Consider the following 14,750-nt stretch of genomic DNA (forward strand, 5'->3'; position numbering starts at 1 on the left):
ACCCTTATTCACAATAAAATAGAGCAGTAAACATGTGAGTTACTGCTCTGCTTCGTTTATTCACCGTTCATTTGTTTTACAATGTATTCAGCATCATTTCCTACGCCTTGAAGCAACGCTGATCCTCGCTTATGCTGCCAAGGCAAACCTATAAAGTACAATCCTTCTACAGGTGAAACACCTCTATGATGTATGATTCGGCCTTCTTTATTCAAAACACCTTTTATATTTATCCAACATAGGGGATTCCTAAAACCCGTAGCCCAAATAATATTGTTTACTTCTAATGTAGATGAATCTTTAAAAATGATTTCATTTTGCTTTCCGGCAATGACTCTTTTTTTTAAGATGATCTCCTTCTGTTTTATTGCATGTTTTAATTCATGCCCAAATATTGGATCACCTTTCTTTTGAATGAATTTGCCTACTATTGATGTATGACTTATATTTAAAACTCCTAATTTATCAAACCACCAAAAGATGCTTCTTTTTCCGATCATTAAAGGGAAATAAACTAGTTTATTACTAGAGGCTAAATATGTAACTCTTTCTTTGGATAATTCAACAGCTATCTGAGCACCACTATTCCCACCACCAACTACTAGTACATTTCCATATGCCAATTGTTTTGAATTCTTATATTGTGATGAGTGTAGTTGATTAATATCATCAGCTAAATCCTTTGATATTGGTGGAATATTAGGGGTATGAAAAGGACCTGTAGCAATGACAAGATTCTTCGTTTGATATTCTTCCCGATTTGTTTTTATTAAGAAATGATTCTTTATTTTTAGGACACTTATTACTTCTGTCCGTAATTGGATTGGAATTTCAAATTTTTTAACGTACTTCTTTAGATAAGCAACAATTTCATTTTTTGAAGGAAATCCATGTTTTTCTCCTTCAAGATGCATTCCAGGCAAAGAGCTATACATTCGAGAAGTAAATAAAACTAATGAGTCATACCGATCTTTCCAGCTCTCCCCCACCTCATGACTTTTATCCAAAATAATAAACTTTTGATCGGACTGCTTAAGATAATATCCTATCGAGATCCCTGCTTGACCAGCCCCGATTACTATAGTGTCGTACACATTATCCCCCCGCCAATTTCAAATTGTCAGTAGACAGAATCTGCAAAATGCTAGTTGATCTCCTCACTATAAAGTTAGATAAAAAATTTAATGGTGATGGTGGTCACGCGGCTTCTCCATTTTGGCCTGACAAAGGATCGCATTGTCGTGATTATGCGCTTCGGTTTCCATTTGAATGGTTACGTGCGTAATGCCTTTATGCTCAAGTTCATGTTCAATTTTGCGTAAAATATTTTCACTTTCTGAAATGGTCAGTTGATCGTCAACAACTGCGTGGCAAGAAAGAGCATTCAATCCGCTTGTGATAGACCATATGTGTAAATCATGAATGTTTTGAATTCCCTCTGTCCCTTCAATTGTTCGAATGATATCAGAGACATCGATATTTTCTGGAGTTCCTTCCATTAAGATGTGAATGGAATCTTTAGTCACATTGTAACCGCTTCTTAGAACAAGAATAGCCACAATGATACTAGCCAATGGGTCTGCCCAGCCCCATCCAAAGAAGATGATAAGTATGGCTGCTAAAATGGCACCTACAGAGCCGAGCATATCGCTTATTACATGTAAATAAGCTCCTCTTATATTCAGATTATTCTTTGTATCTCCGCCACTCATCATAATCCAAGCGACCAATAGATTCACAACTAACCCGATGATACTAATTGTAAGCATGCCGGTTGTTGCTACTTCTGGTGGATTAGAGAAGCGTTCGATTGCTTCATAAATGATATAAAGAGAAATAAGAATTAAGGCAGCACCGTTTATCACAGCTGCAAGAATCTCAAATCGTTTATAGCCGAATGTCTTATTGTGATTTGCCTTTTTTTCAGCTAATGTAAAAGCAATCAGGGCAACCATTAATGAAATTGAATCACTCAGCATATGGCCTGCATCAGATAAAAGCGCCAGACTATTTGTTAAAAATCCACCTATAGCTTCTATAATCATATAACCTGTAATCATGATAAAAGAGATCAATAAAACCTTTTTATTTGCTCCTTCATTATGATTGTGACTATGATTGTGCCCCATAAAAAACTCCTCCTTAACTAAAGTTTATTGATACATATGTATTTATTATTTCAAATCTGTTATGAAGCATTCTAACATGGTGCAAACAATATTTATATATGAGCATGTGTTCATATATAAATATATCTGCTCTTTACTGAAATGTCAAAATATTTTTTATAGAAATCCACAATACCTCCTTAATTATTCTCTTATAAACATAAAAAAGCGGAGCGAACCCATGGTTTGCTCCGCTAACCTAGTTTCTCTATCCTTTTCTTCAATCAAGCATTTGAAAGTAGTATTCAACTACAATTTACCTGTTAAAAATTGGGCCTCACCAAGTCCAAAACTCCAGTCAGCATTATCATTTTCAACAATAGATACAATTAAATCAGTTGATGCGATACCACACTCCGATTCCAGTCTTTCGGCTAACAGCCTGTAAAATTTTTGTTTCTTCTCTTTTGGTCGGGATTTACTTGTAACTGAAAGAACAACAAGATTTTTAGTTCGGTTAAATCCTAACCCAGTATCCTCAATAATCATATGATTTTCTGGATGTTCATGAACAATTTGATAACGGTCTTGTTGAGGTACATCAAAAGCCTCTACTACAACATTGTGAGCGACATCTAAAAGTTTTTTCAAACTTGATTGATCTCGCCCTTCTATTAAGTCAAAGCGAAGTAATGGCATAAAATTTCCTCCTTCTACTACAACAGTCTTTTTAATTTCATTCGTTATGTGTCAGCTATTTCCAAGCAGCTGCTATAAAATGTGTTCATTTTTATTCTTACTACATTAGAATAAAATAATTTTCCAATAACCCCTTCATTCTGTTGTTAGTCAAGCCTATGTTATGATGTGTATTTCCATAGGCAATATACAGAATCAACTTCGAGTAATTAACCATTTTTTGAAATAACCTTATCACTTACTCTAGAAATCATTTATTCTTCTAAGCTTTAGTTTACATGAAGCTCTGCTATCATATATAATTCAAAATTAAGATGGAAGACATCTCAAAATCAGATATCAACTATGGAGGACTACATGAATATTCAGTTGTTACAGGTTTTTCTCACTACTGCTCGTGAAGGCAGTATTTCCAAGGCTGCTCAGACTTTAAATTATGCACAATCGAATGTAACGAATAAGATACAACAACTAGAAAACGATTTACAGACAAAATTATTCTATCGCCATAGTCGTGGAATCACACTTACTCCCCCAGGGCAAATTCTTGTTTCTTACTCAGAGAAAATTCTACATACGATTGAAGAAGCTAGAGCAGCCATGGGCGAATCATCCGCGCCTTCTGGGCCACTGCGTATAGGATCAATGGAAACAACAGCTGCAGTTTGGCTTCCTCAACTCCTTGCACATTATAATAACCTCTATCCAAATGTTGATTTGAACCTAGTAACCGGTCCTACGGAACAACAAATACAAGCAGTTTTACATTATGAGTTAAACGGCGCTTTTATTTCAGGGCCTATTGAACACCCTGATTTAGTTCAAGAAAAGGTATTGGATGAAGAGATGGTTCTTGTTACAAGCGCTTCACACCCTGTGATTTCTTCCATTCAGGATGTTCAAACACAAACAATGCTTGTATTCCGTGAAGGATGCTCTTACAGAGCAAAGCTCAATCATATCCTGCAAGAAGAAGGTTTATTACCTATAAAATTAATGGAATTTGGCATACTTGAAGCGATCATTGGCTGTGTAAGCGCCGGCTTGGGGATTTCACTGCTGCCTCGTTCAATCATTGCTTCGCATGAAAAAGAAGGCCGCATCCGCAGCCACACTATCTCTGACAAATATTCTTTCGTATCAACCATGTTTATAAGGCGGAAAGACACTTTAATTACCCCTGCTTTATCTGCTTTTTTAACGCATATGAGGGATCATTTTCAGGTAAAGAGGCCAGATTAATCGTAAATAAATGAATGGAAGGCAGGCTTCGCCTCAAAATACCTCTGATCAGTTGTCTGATATAAAAATATAGGCGCATCTCATTGTTTGTATAGAGCAAAAAAGCAAACTTCGGTATGTAGTTTGCTTTTTCTTCGTGATTTTGCTCTGAATTGTGAAACCTAGTCGACATTAGAATGTAGATTTTCCTCATTCAAAGAATTTTGAACGAAGATCATTGCCCTAGACACTTGGTTGCGTCTTGAAGTTAAAGGCTAACTATTTCCTAAAGAGTCAATCGCTCTCACAACTATTAAATATTCACCTACAGATTTCGGGTGCCGACGGAAAGAGAATTTCTGCCACTCAACACTCTTACGACCTTTAACTTGAGCTTCTTTCCAACTCTCTCCTCCATCAGTGGATACTTCAACTGTTACAATTGGATGTTCTGCCCATGTCCAACCGAAAATATCAATCTCTTCGAGTTTAACCAATTGTCCATTCTGCGGATGTACAATAATACTGTTTGGGCTAACAGCCCATACCGGTGACTCTTTTAGTTGTCCATCTACTACTTCTCAGTCAACATAATATTTGGCAGTGAAAGCACTGTTGCTTCGGGAACCTGAAACAGTCAAATGAGTCAGCCATTTTGTAGAATTAGTTCCATAATAGCGGGAAACAACAAGCCGAACAGGACCACCCCTCTCTACAGTTAACGGCTCATTGTAATTTCCAAAGCTATTAATACGTTTGGGTTTAACGCCTTTGCTAGGGAGAGGTCTTTCTCGTATTTCGAATAGTATTCGTGGTTGTAAACTCCTTGATCAATTACCGGATGTTCTTCCTACCTTACGAAGAGGCGAAGCAAGAGGAAGGATGATTGTAAATTTGGTTGAACACATTTAATAAGCAATGCAACCGGCGAACAAGCACTTTGTCCTTCCTGCAGATATGAGTGATATTGCTTCTGTTGATTGATCAACTTGTTTTTGCTCGGAATATACTCAGTATATAGCCGCATATTCCGCCTGCAATAGCTGGAATGAGCCACCCCAGCCCTATGTTATACATAGGAAGAATCTGAGTGAAAATATGATTCACAACTTCAATTTTTATTCCCGCCTCCTTCAAACCGTCAAATAAGCTGATGATGAATGCGAATAATAAACTGCCTTGATACACTTCTGTCTTCCCTTTAAATACAGAATGCAAAAACGTTAAAAATATTAAGGAAATCGCGATAGGATACATCGTCAGTAAGACAGGCATTGACACCTTAATGAGCTGGGTTAATCCTATATTTGCGACAAGCGTACTAAACACTGATAAAACGACAGCAATTTTTTTATAAGAAATGTTCGGAAATAATTCATGAAAAAATGAAGAACACGCTGTGATCAGTCCGACACTTGTCGTCAGACACGCCACTGTAATCATTAAGCCCAATAAGATTGAACCATAAGATCCAAAATAATAGGATGAAACCTTAGCCAAAACCTCTGCTCCATTTTCTAAAATCCCCAGTTCTTCAACGCTGGAAGCCCCCATATAGGAAAGGGCTGTATACATAACTGCTAAGAGTACAGCTGCAATCGCGGCTGCTTTTGCACAAACAACCATCAGCTGTTTTTTGGTAGAAGCTCCTTGTTCTTTCAATGCATTCACAATGATAATTCCAAAAACAAATGCTACAAGGGCATCCAGAGTGAGGTATCCTTCCTGAAATCCTTTAAAAAACGCTTGTGATGTGTACCCTTTTGATGGTGCTTGAATGGTTCCAATTGGGCGAATAAGAGCTACCACTACAAGCAATCCGATAAATGTCAGCTTAATTGGCGTCAAAAATTTTCCAACTATATCAATGATTTTTGAAGGATTAAGTGATAACAAGCATGCCAATGCGAAAAATAATATTGTAAATATGATCAATGAGACAGGGCCTGCATCATTTGATAAAAAAGGTTTTACCCCAATTTCAAACGATACGTTTCCTGATCTCGGGATAGCGAAAAAAGGCCCGATTGCCAAATAGAGAATCGTCGTAAATACAATGCCAAACACCGGGTGAACACGGCTGGCTAACGACTGTAAGTTTTGTTTACCCGAAAAAACAAATGCTGTTATAGCCAGTAATGGCAATCCAACTCCGGTCACTAAGAAACCTGCATTAGCGATCCATACATTTTTTCCAGCCATTTGACCAAGCATAGGCGGAAAAATGAGATTTCCTGCTCCAAAAAACAATGCAAATAGCATTAATCCTATAATGATGATATAGGAAGCAGACACTTTTTTTGACATTATACATCCTCCGATTAAAGTAGACACTTCTTGAATAGCCAGGAAACATTACAGATGCTATTTGCACTGGCACAGTGTTGATTCCAAAATAAGCTTGTGTCAGTTTATATATTTTTATCAAGTTCAATAAAAAGCATGATCATTTTGATAGTTTCCGATATCGGTTAAAAAACCAATTGCACCAAAACCATATAAACAACGGTTCCCCCCGCTATGGAAAGAAGCATATTTTTCTTCCACAAGTGAAGCAGTACAACTGCAGCTGCTCCAACCAATTCAGGAATGCCATGACTTCCAGAAAGTAGACTCACATCTTTTAAACAATAAATGACCAAAAGCCCAATTACCGCTGATGGCAGTACTTTGCCAAGATACTGTACATATTTCGGTGTCGGTTTGCCAGACGGGAAAATCATGAATGGAAGGAACCGTGTCAGCATTGTTCCAAGCACGACCATTGCAATGGTGATCATTTGCTGCATCATAGTCATCGTCATACGGAAACCTCAGCTTTCTCCAATGGTTTTCTCAGAACAGTCAGTACCCCTAAAATGGCGAGCATAGCAGGAATAATAAATTGGTTTCCGCCAAAAAGGATAAGACTGGCTACTGAAAGTCCAAGCCCTGTGAGAGCACTGTAATGCTTTTTTTCTTTCATCCATTGTTCTATGAATATCACAATAAACAGAGCAGTCATCACAAAATCAAGCCCTTCGGTATTAAACTTCACGTACGACCCAAAAATACCTCCTATCGCTGCCCCCGCGACCCAATATAAATGATTAAGCAGTGTCACAAAAAACATAAACCAGCCCTTGTCAACATTCGCCGGAACATTAGCGGTATAATTAATAGAAAATGATTCATCGCACATTCCGAAAATCAGATAAAGCTTTTTCTTTCCAGTCCCCCTGTACTTATCCAGCATGGAAATTCCATAAAACAAATGCCGGGCATTGACCATTAACGTCAAAAAAAGAGCATTCATAGGGTTGAACACACCAAGTAAAAAATTCGCTGCAACAAACTCCATTGAGCCCGCAAATATCATAAAACTCATGATGATTGGATAGATTGCGCTAAATCCCAAAGAATGCATAAAGATTCCATAAGCTATCCCCAAAAACAAAAACCCCGCAAAAATCGGAATTGTATATGGGAATGCAGAACGAAATGCAGCCCATATTTGACTTCTCTTATTCATATGAGTGTTTATAGCAGGAGAGCTTAAATGTAACGATTCTTTATTTTTATTCAAATCAACAACCTCCTACATTTCATCAATTGGCACACTGACAGTTCTTTTTTCTGTACTCATGACTATGCTTGTGTCAACTCCACTAATAGCAGGGTTCTGCATTAATGAATCAATGATAAAATTCCGATAACTCTCCATGTCCTTCGCCACAATCTTAAGCATATAGTCATGGCTTCCTGTAAGTGTGTAGCATTCTTGAACCTGTGGGAATTTGTTTATATCCTCTAAAAATGAATGAATTGTCTCCCTATTTAAAGGTGATAAGTTGATGAGAGCTAGTGCTGTGACTTCGATTCCAAGTTTTTTCTCATCAACAATAGTCGTAAACTTTTTAATTATACCTGCTTCTAATAGGTTCTTTGTTCTTGCAAGGCAAGCTGATGGTGAAAGCCCAATTTTCTTAGATAAATTTAAATTTGATATTGAAGCATCTTCCTGCAATTCTCTTAAAATGGCCTTATCAGTTTCGTCAAGCGTAATACCCATTTCATAACCCCCAATACCTTCAATAGAATTATATTTCATATGATTTAAATCATAACGAATTTTTATTCGTTAATCAAATATTATTTAAATTTAAATCCTTTTAAATGATTATTTACAGAATAAAATTACTCTCGATTAACTCATAATTAAATTAACTTACATCAGAAAGAAGTCATGGGAGAATTATGTAAACCACAATAAAAAAATGCATGTCCCTCCTAGGAATAACATGGAATATCTATTGCTGGCCTATGTATTCAATTCCAAAAAATCAGAAAAGAAGGTCTACTCTATTATTATTTTAAACTCGTCCTTTAGTTCCTCTTGAGCCTCTTGTAAAACTTCTAATACATCATCAGCGTATGAACCTAAAAATGTATTGCTGAACTCAAAATGTATCAAGACTAAAGTGAGCGGCAAATCCCCCACCCTGTCAGACAATCCCATAAAGCGTCTAAATTTCTCCCATAGTAGTTTGGGAAGTCTAGTTTATCTTTTAAAACATCATGTAAAACTTCTATATTTTCAAAGTCTTTTCCATCTATCATTATTTTTCTCATCAGAAACTATGCCCTCCATTATTTTATCTTAACAAACGTTTTCTATGTAACAGCTGTTTGTCCAAATGAGGCTGAAAACAAATAAAAAACACCGATAGGGGGAAACTATTGGTGTTTGCAAGACATTTTCATGCCCGGTAGGCATAAATAATGCTAAACTTTGTTTTTGAAAAGCTATCATATCAAATTTTTATGTTACAGCTTTTACTATCGTTTAATCTAATTGTGGAGTAAAACGAGATATGTTTGAAAATCACATATCCCCCAAAAATTAAAAACTAAGCGGCAGTTCTTCTAGTGCTCTCATCAGAAAATTCCCTTTCCATTTCATTTGTTCCTTTTCGCCTTTTAACTGTATATTTGGACAGCGGAGTAATAAGGTGGAAATCGCAATCTTTGCTTCTAAACGGGCTAGCTGTGCACCAAGGCAAAAATGATTGCCATGGCCAAAAGCAATATGGCGGTTGTTCTTTCTTTCAATATCAAATATGTCGGCATTTGGAAATATCTTTTCATCACGGTTTGCTGATGCTAAAGAAATGATGATCACGTCTTTCCGTTTAATCTCCTGCCCATGCAGTATAAACGGTTCAGCCGTCCAGCGAATAGTCGTTAACTCAACAGGGCTGTGAAACCGCAATGCTTCTTCTATGGCTGAATTCATCAGGTCCGGCTGCTGGCGGAGCTTTTCAAATTGATCACCGTGACACATCAGAGCATATGTCATATTGGTGATTAAGTTTACGGTTGTTTCATGACCTGCAACGATAAGCAGCATAATCATCGAGTACAATTCTTCTGTACTTAATTGTGCGCCTTCACTTTCCGCTTGAATTAATGCACTGATTAAATCTCCTGAAGGTTCGCTCCTTTTTTTGCGAACTAAGGATTCCAGATATTCAACAAATTCTCCCAACAAGTGGTCATTCTCCTGAAGTCTTTCAGGGGCATCTGAAAAATCAATAATTGCTTGCGACCACACTCTGAATTTTTGACGATCTTCTAGGGGAATGCCAAGCATTTCACTTATCACGATAATCGGCAAAGGAAACGCATAATCGTCTACTAGGTTCATGAGTTTGTTGGGTTGTACTTTATCCAATAAAGAATCTGCTATATGTTGGATTTTGTCTTCCAACTGCAGAATCATCCGATGAGTAAATGCTTTCTGAACAAGAGTTCGCAAACGATTGTGATCCGGGGGATCTGAATTAAGCATATGCTTTGTTAAAGGCTCTTCATTCTTCAACAGAACAGGACGGTTCTCTTCTTTTGCGGTTATTACATTTTCATAGTTTTTCTTTAATTTTTCATTCTTTAATAAATGTATTGCATCATCATATCTCGATATGAGCCAGCCTTTCCCCAGAGCTCCTAAAGATAATGGGTAGAGAGGCTGTGATTTTCGCAATTCTTTATAAAATTCATACGCTTCATCTTTAAATGCTCTCGAAGACAATTGACTTTCCGTCAAAATGGTTACACTATTTTTTTCTTTTGAAGACATTCATTCGACCTCCATCTTTATGAAAGGTTATGTTAATCTTTAAATATAAAATCAGTACGATTTGTAAAATGATCTATTGAGATCATTATTCATGATAAGTGCCAAAATGCCGCCCCCGCATTTTGAAATAAAAGATATCAGACAGTCATTAATCATTTTGCTGCCCAAACTCTTTCCTTGATAAAATGGCGAAACTCCTAATACTTCTAAATACCATGCCGGCTCTTTTAAGGATTTGGAAGATTTTTTTAGCCTCATTTTGATTAATGTTCCCCCCCTGCTGCTATATAATCGATCAAGTTAATGTCGGGTTTATCACGATGTTTTTAATAGAGCGGCAACAACAATTTCACCATTCTGAATGTCAACAAAAAAGAAATGCTTTTTAAAATATGCTCTTGTCAGTACTTTATGCATTTGAAAAATAAATGAATGATCTTTTTTTCGCGTTTTACGAGTAAATCCATAAAAGGATATTGATTGAAAGATTCATGGAATAGCTTTGCCACTTTGCTTCATTCATCTGCCCTTGCTTGTCGATAAAGAAACATTGATACATCTCCTTTGAGCAAGTAAAGCAGGCGAATTAAAGCGCCCTTCCTATTGGAAAGGCGCCTGCCGTTTTACTGTGCAAAATGTTTTTCATCAGTGAGTTTTTATAAAATCATTTATTAATTGATCAGTTGTCAATATTGTGGCAAATTCATCATGCAATGTAGCTAGAGATATATTATGAATAGTCGCCGCATCATAATATGTATCATTTTGGTCTCTCATTCCGAAGGCTGCTGTTGCATCTGAAATCAGGTATGTATCAAACCCTAAATTACCACTCATTCTTGTGGTTGTTGATACACAGTGAGGCGTGGTTAAACCAGTTATGACTACAGTTGTTATTTCATTTAATTTTAAGAATTCTTCTAAATTCGTTCCAATAAAGCTGCTATTTACTGTCTTGGTTATAATGACTTCTTCATCCATAGGCTTAACTATTTCCTTTATCGCAAACCCTTCATTCTTTGGATGGAATAAAGAATGAGGTTTATCAGAAGTGTGTTGTATGTATATGACTGTCCATCCTTTTTCTCTCCATAATTTTAGTATTTTACTAATGTTTTCTTCCGCCTTTACGTTATTTCGTTCCCCCCATTTTTTATCATCAAAGGCTTTTTGCACATCCACAATGATTAAAGCTTTTTTCTTTTCTTCCACAAGATAGCCTCCTACGTAGAATTTCTATTTATTACTACATTTTAAATACAAATTTTACTTTTGTACAATTGTTTAATGATGAATTTCAAATAAGCGCCCTCTTTATTGGAAAATGCGTTCTAAACTGCAACTGTGCCCAAGCCGTTAACCTTCAATAATCTAATCTGAGAATCACTGGCTCTACAGAGAATGATAAAAAGCACTCTAATAACGAGTGCCGAAATTAGAAACTATTGATTTAGAAGCCATTTGATACGCTCAGCTGAAAAGATGTAGTGGAGTATTATTAGACATAAAAAGACAATACCAACTGGTTTTAAATGACTAAAATAAAGCGCTGCAACAGCCATTGCAAAGATCAATAATTCAATAACTAACCTTGTTATCCCTTTTACAGCTATTACAGTTTGTCCACTTCGACTAGGATCATTAGGTACTGCAAATACAGACCAGACAATCATAACTGCAATAGGTAAAACCAAAGTTAAAACATATTTAAAATAACCATTAAAGCTTATCCAAGCAAACACCCCTAAGGAGATTAGTGCAGCGATTTCAAGGGTGAATCTTAAAAGTAAATTAGTCTGATTCAGTTTTTCCAACTCCTCTATAAAAAACACCCCCGTAGGAGATGCTCTTTCTCTGCTTTATTTCAGCGTATAAAAACTTTTCTGTTCTTCCTCTTTAGATTCTATTGTAGTTTTCGGCGAGATTACCTCTACTTTTGAAGAGATGATACCGACTGCTGCTGTTACCAATGCTCCGATTAATAGAACGATGATAAGTATAATGAAATATGACAACTTTTCCCCTCCTATCCAGTTAATTATCCAAATAATCAGGAAGTTGTCTACAATTTGCAGAATTTGTCGAACGAAGTAATGAATATACCATAAAAGCTGAATGTTGACCTCGCTTATCGCTGGGAGGCTTTACTCATTGTATGAATTACAGTAATAATCTGCCTTCCCTTTTGAGAAGACGTTCCTCTCTTATATCCATTTGTTGCAACTCAGCTAGACTCTTTCTCCTTTTGGCGCAGCTGCTTCTATTCCAAATTGAGCAACACCTGAATGTTTCATTGGAATTTCTGAACCATAGATCGTTGCTGAATTTGTTGCAAATGCATACGTAGGATTAGTCGAATGGTGGTTGAAAAACGAAATGCCTTACCCACCTCGAGTGATGGCAGAAAAAGTGGGGGTTTTGTTAGAGAGGAATCTATAGATATGTGTATCTAGAAGATTTGACAGCATTAAAAATTATACTTACATCGTTGGGAATAGGCCAACAATAAAGCGGAAGAACGTTGTCATTTGAAGTGTTTGGAATAAAAATGATTCGAATATGTTCTTATCATTGGTAAACGAACAAAAAAAGAACATGTTTTGAAAAAAGATAGATCAAAACATCTTCTTATATGTTGTCATAGCGTAACTTTTTTATAAAAAGGTTGATTACATTTTCGGGGCTTCCAAACCAAATTTTGCCCATTCTTCTTTTGCTGGACCATAAATACCTGGAACAGTTAAACCTGCTTGTCTCATAAGAACAGTCATTTGTCCTCGATGGTGATTTTGATGTTGAATTAAAAACATCAAAAGTGAACCATTAGGCAATTGTTGTCCGATAAAGTTGATACATTCTTGAAGTGTATGGTCAGTCCATTGGGTTTTTAATGCCTGTACAAATGCATTACTGGCTTGATGATAGCTGTCAGCTATAAACTGAGCTGAAGTTGGAACAGGATAATCTTCAGCTGGGGCATGGAACGTTAAGTCTGTGTTTGAGGTAATGATGCGAATGGCAGCAACAGTATGCCAAGCAATACGGCCTAGAGTCCAATTTTGTGAAGTTATTTCTTGTTTAAGTGATTCATCAGTTAGACTATTTAATAGTTTCTGTGTAGCATCTGCTTCGAACTCCCAAGATTTCAAAAAATGGTCTAAGGTTTGAAACACAAAAATCCTCCTTTTTATTCTTTTGTTTTTTCAATGTACCTATAGGTTAATTATAATGCCTCTTTTCGTTAAAAAGAACAAAAATTTTGGACAAGAATAATCATAGTAAAATGCGTAGACATTCTTAAACGTAATGATTTACGCATCTTTTTACAAACATGGTGACTCCTTGGTCTCCATTGTCAGCGAGAATCAAATATCATATGAAGACAATCCTATATTCTTATCACTTTACTGAGCAATAAATACCTTCCGTATACTTAGTGATGCCTTCATCGTAATCAGGATACTGATATGCAAGACTTTCTGATACAGCTTTTGAATACTTTCTAAATAATGCATAGCAAGTAAATAAAGACTTCCACATTTCCTGATACCCATTCACAGAATATGTAGACATGAGTTCCTCCCATTCTTTATTTGAAAGGTACCGTTTCATAAATTTATAGTTCTTCCCCATACTAAATGAATACCCTTTCTGAGATGCGATATGCCAGGCCATCATTCTCAATAAATTAGGACGTACAATTTCATTTAAATGGTCAATGGCAAAAAGGATTTCATTTCTTGCTAGTCCTTTTACTACGTAAGTCGAAACCATCCAGAACTCATTACAGCAATCATCAAATTCCCTTGCAGTCGGTTTTTTCATCCAGTATTGGCGATCATTTGGGGTCACTTTATAGTTGATGAACGAATCCTTATCGAGCAAGACCTGAACCAAACCATCGTTATTAGCAAAATAATCTTCTGCTTCACGAATTGGAATAAGGGTTAGATCTAATTTGTTGCCATCCTCAAAAAGAATGATGTATGAAAACCAATTACCTAATTCGGGAGGAAAAAGCTCCATATCTTCTGGTTTTTGCATCATAATGCGCTTCCCAAAGATTTCGAGCCACTGATCATTTTCTTTAAAAGAATCTACATCAGTTACAAAATACGAGATGTCATAATCTTGGAAGTTGTCAGGAGGGATATTTCTGTTTGTACGCGACCCTTCCAAAGTGACCAATCGGATTCTCTCATCGTTCAAAGCAAAGTCCAAGAAAATGTCCATCATTTCCTGCTCACTTCGCATTACATGTTCCTCCGTTTCAGCCTTAATATCTAACTGTAAAACCGAATATTGATCTGTACGTCTTATAGATTTTTTTACTCTTGAATGTGATGTATTCTTCTAAGCTTTATTTTACATGAAGTTCTCCTATATATCATTCAAAATTAAGATGCAAGACATCTCAAAATAAGATATCAACTTTGAAGGACTACATAAATATTCAGTTTTTTGTAGAGCCGCCATGGGACGACACTATCTTTGACACACTTTAATCCCCCCCTGCTTTATCGTCATGTTAACTGGTATGAGAGATTGACAAAAAGAAGGAAAACGATATATTTAAGCGAATACGAGTTTTTGAGTAAATTTTA

General features: G+C 36.4%; 16 protein-coding genes and 5 pseudogenes. 2 read left to right on the forward strand and 19 right to left on the reverse strand.

What is annotated here, in order from left to right:
- Window positions 1-56: 56 nt before the first annotated feature.
- The 3 genes from AC0OMU_RS00135 to AC0OMU_RS00145 form a co-directional block, all read right to left on the reverse strand.
- Entirely contained in the window at window positions 57-1,094 is a 1,038-nt protein-coding gene (locus AC0OMU_RS00135) for a flavin-containing monooxygenase (RefSeq protein WP_474240803.1), read from the reverse strand.
- 87 nt (window positions 1,095-1,181) lie between these two features.
- Window positions 1,182-2,129 (reverse strand): CDF family zinc transporter CzcD, encoded by a 948-nt coding sequence (czcD, locus tag AC0OMU_RS00140; RefSeq protein WP_474240804.1) that lies wholly within the window; start codon window positions 2,127-2,129, stop codon window positions 1,182-1,184.
- Window positions 2,130-2,417: 288 nt separating this feature from the next.
- Window positions 2,418-2,807: a tautomerase family protein gene (locus AC0OMU_RS00145; protein WP_015384173.1), complete on the reverse strand. Its 390-nt coding sequence runs from the start codon at window positions 2,805-2,807 to the stop codon at window positions 2,418-2,420.
- 357 nt (window positions 2,808-3,164) lie between these two features.
- Here AC0OMU_RS00145 and gltR point away from each other — a divergent pair, with 357 nt between their 5' ends.
- Window positions 3,165-4,049, forward strand: a complete 885-nt coding sequence (gene gltR / locus AC0OMU_RS00150; RefSeq protein ID WP_041517952.1) for a glutamate biosynthesis transcriptional regulator GltR — start codon at window positions 3,165-3,167, stop codon at window positions 4,047-4,049.
- A gap of 161 nt (window positions 4,050-4,210) precedes the next feature.
- On the opposite strand, the pseudogene AC0OMU_RS00155 reads toward gltR, so the two are convergent.
- The 14 genes and pseudogenes from AC0OMU_RS00155 to AC0OMU_RS00220 all read right to left on the reverse strand — a co-directional run.
- Window positions 4,211-4,381: pseudogene (locus AC0OMU_RS00155) on the reverse strand (hypothetical protein); the annotation flags it as partial.
- A 57-nt stretch (window positions 4,382-4,438) separates the two neighbouring features.
- Window positions 4,439-4,525: pseudogene (locus AC0OMU_RS00160) on the reverse strand (hypothetical protein); the annotation flags it as partial.
- Window positions 4,526-4,609: 84 nt separating this feature from the next.
- Window positions 4,610-4,837, reverse strand: a complete 228-nt coding sequence (locus tag AC0OMU_RS00165; RefSeq protein ID WP_474240807.1) for a molybdopterin-dependent oxidoreductase — start codon at window positions 4,835-4,837, stop codon at window positions 4,610-4,612.
- A gap of 175 nt (window positions 4,838-5,012) precedes the next feature.
- Window positions 5,013-6,335 carry a branched-chain amino acid transport system II carrier protein gene (gene brnQ, locus AC0OMU_RS00170; RefSeq protein WP_015384175.1) on the reverse strand — a complete coding sequence of 441 codons (1,323 nt, stop codon included), beginning with the start codon at window positions 6,333-6,335 and terminating at the stop codon, window positions 5,013-5,015.
- Window positions 6,336-6,499: 164 nt separating this feature from the next.
- On the reverse strand, window positions 6,500-6,832 hold the full coding sequence (gene azlD / locus AC0OMU_RS00175; RefSeq protein WP_041517953.1) for a branched-chain amino acid transporter AzlD: 333 nt from the start codon (window positions 6,830-6,832) through the stop codon (window positions 6,500-6,502).
- Window positions 6,829-7,593, reverse strand: coding sequence for an azaleucine resistance protein AzlC (azlC, locus tag AC0OMU_RS00180; RefSeq protein ID WP_336154049.1), 765 nt, complete (start codon window positions 7,591-7,593; stop codon window positions 6,829-6,831). Before azlC ends, azlD begins: the two co-directional genes overlap by 4 nt.
- 12 nt (window positions 7,594-7,605) lie before the next feature.
- Window positions 7,606-8,079, reverse strand: a complete 474-nt coding sequence (azlB, locus tag AC0OMU_RS00185) for an azlBCD operon transcriptional regulator AzlB (protein WP_015483475.1) — start codon at window positions 8,077-8,079, stop codon at window positions 7,606-7,608.
- A 285-nt stretch (window positions 8,080-8,364) separates the two neighbouring features.
- Window positions 8,365-8,639: pseudogene (locus AC0OMU_RS00190) on the reverse strand (barstar family protein).
- Window positions 8,640-8,910: 271 nt separating this feature from the next.
- On the reverse strand, window positions 8,911-10,146 hold the full coding sequence (locus tag AC0OMU_RS00195) for a cytochrome P450 family protein (RefSeq protein ID WP_474240805.1): 1,236 nt from the start codon (window positions 10,144-10,146) through the stop codon (window positions 8,911-8,913).
- A gap of 51 nt (window positions 10,147-10,197) precedes the next feature.
- Window positions 10,198-10,404, reverse strand: coding sequence for a GNAT family N-acetyltransferase (locus AC0OMU_RS00200; RefSeq protein WP_015384181.1), 207 nt, complete (start codon window positions 10,402-10,404; stop codon window positions 10,198-10,200).
- 387 nt (window positions 10,405-10,791) lie between these two features.
- On the reverse strand, window positions 10,792-11,358 hold the full coding sequence (locus AC0OMU_RS00205) for a cysteine hydrolase family protein (protein WP_014480365.1): 567 nt from the start codon (window positions 11,356-11,358) through the stop codon (window positions 10,792-10,794).
- 230 nt (window positions 11,359-11,588) lie between these two features.
- Window positions 11,589-11,960: a YrdB family protein gene (locus AC0OMU_RS00210; RefSeq protein WP_080030741.1), complete on the reverse strand. Its 372-nt coding sequence runs from the start codon at window positions 11,958-11,960 to the stop codon at window positions 11,589-11,591.
- Window positions 11,961-12,005: 45 nt separating this feature from the next.
- Window positions 12,006-12,161: a hypothetical protein gene (locus AC0OMU_RS00215; RefSeq protein WP_014477443.1), complete on the reverse strand. Its 156-nt coding sequence runs from the start codon at window positions 12,159-12,161 to the stop codon at window positions 12,006-12,008.
- 166 nt (window positions 12,162-12,327) lie between these two features.
- Window positions 12,328-12,461, reverse strand: a pseudogene (locus AC0OMU_RS00220) (sigma-70 family RNA polymerase sigma factor); the annotation flags it as partial.
- On the opposite strand from AC0OMU_RS00220, the pseudogene AC0OMU_RS00225 reads away from it, so the two are divergent.
- Window positions 12,460-12,585: pseudogene (locus AC0OMU_RS00225) on the forward strand (TetR-like C-terminal domain-containing protein); the annotation flags it as partial. The pseudogenes AC0OMU_RS00220 and AC0OMU_RS00225 overlap by 2 nt on opposite strands.
- A gap of 230 nt (window positions 12,586-12,815) precedes the next feature.
- On the opposite strand, the gene AC0OMU_RS00230 reads toward AC0OMU_RS00225, so the two are convergent.
- Window positions 12,816-13,319, reverse strand: coding sequence for a DinB family protein (locus AC0OMU_RS00230; RefSeq protein ID WP_015384182.1), 504 nt, complete (start codon window positions 13,317-13,319; stop codon window positions 12,816-12,818).
- A gap of 226 nt (window positions 13,320-13,545) precedes the next feature.
- Window positions 13,546-14,400 (reverse strand): aminoglycoside 6-adenylyltransferase AadK, encoded by an 855-nt coding sequence (gene aadK, locus AC0OMU_RS00235; protein WP_181219838.1) that lies wholly within the window; start codon window positions 14,398-14,400, stop codon window positions 13,546-13,548.
- Window positions 14,401-14,750 lie beyond the last annotated feature (350 nt).

The sequence above is a fragment of the Bacillus sp. FAU18 genome, from assembly GCF_056033885.1.

Excerpts from the sequence above, each read along its gene's own strand:
- azlD (WP_041517953.1), bottom strand. The coding sequence starts at position 6,832 with ATGACGATGACTATGATGCAGCAAATGATCACCATTGCAATGGTCGTG.
- brnQ (WP_015384175.1), bottom strand. The coding sequence starts at position 6,335 with ATGTCAAAAAAAGTGTCTGCTTCCTATATCATCATTATAGGATTAATG.
- aadK (WP_181219838.1), bottom strand. The coding sequence starts at position 14,400 with ATGCGAAGTGAGCAGGAAATGATGGACATTTTCTTGGACTTTGCTTTG.
- AC0OMU_RS00200 (WP_015384181.1), bottom strand. The coding sequence starts at position 10,404 with ATGAGGCTAAAAAAATCTTCCAAATCCTTAAAAGAGCCGGCATGGTAT.
- gltR (WP_041517952.1), top strand. The coding sequence starts at position 3,165 with ATGAATATTCAGTTGTTACAGGTTTTTCTCACTACTGCTCGTGAAGGC.
- azlB (WP_015483475.1), bottom strand. The coding sequence starts at position 8,079 with ATGGGTATTACGCTTGACGAAACTGATAAGGCCATTTTAAGAGAATTG.
- czcD (WP_474240804.1), bottom strand. The coding sequence starts at position 2,129 with ATGGGGCACAATCATAGTCACAATCATAATGAAGGAGCAAATAAAAAG.
- AC0OMU_RS00145 (WP_015384173.1), bottom strand. The coding sequence starts at position 2,807 with ATGCCATTACTTCGCTTTGACTTAATAGAAGGGCGAGATCAATCAAGT.
- AC0OMU_RS00195 (WP_474240805.1), bottom strand. The coding sequence starts at position 10,146 with ATGTCTTCAAAAGAAAAAAATAGTGTAACCATTTTGACGGAAAGTCAA.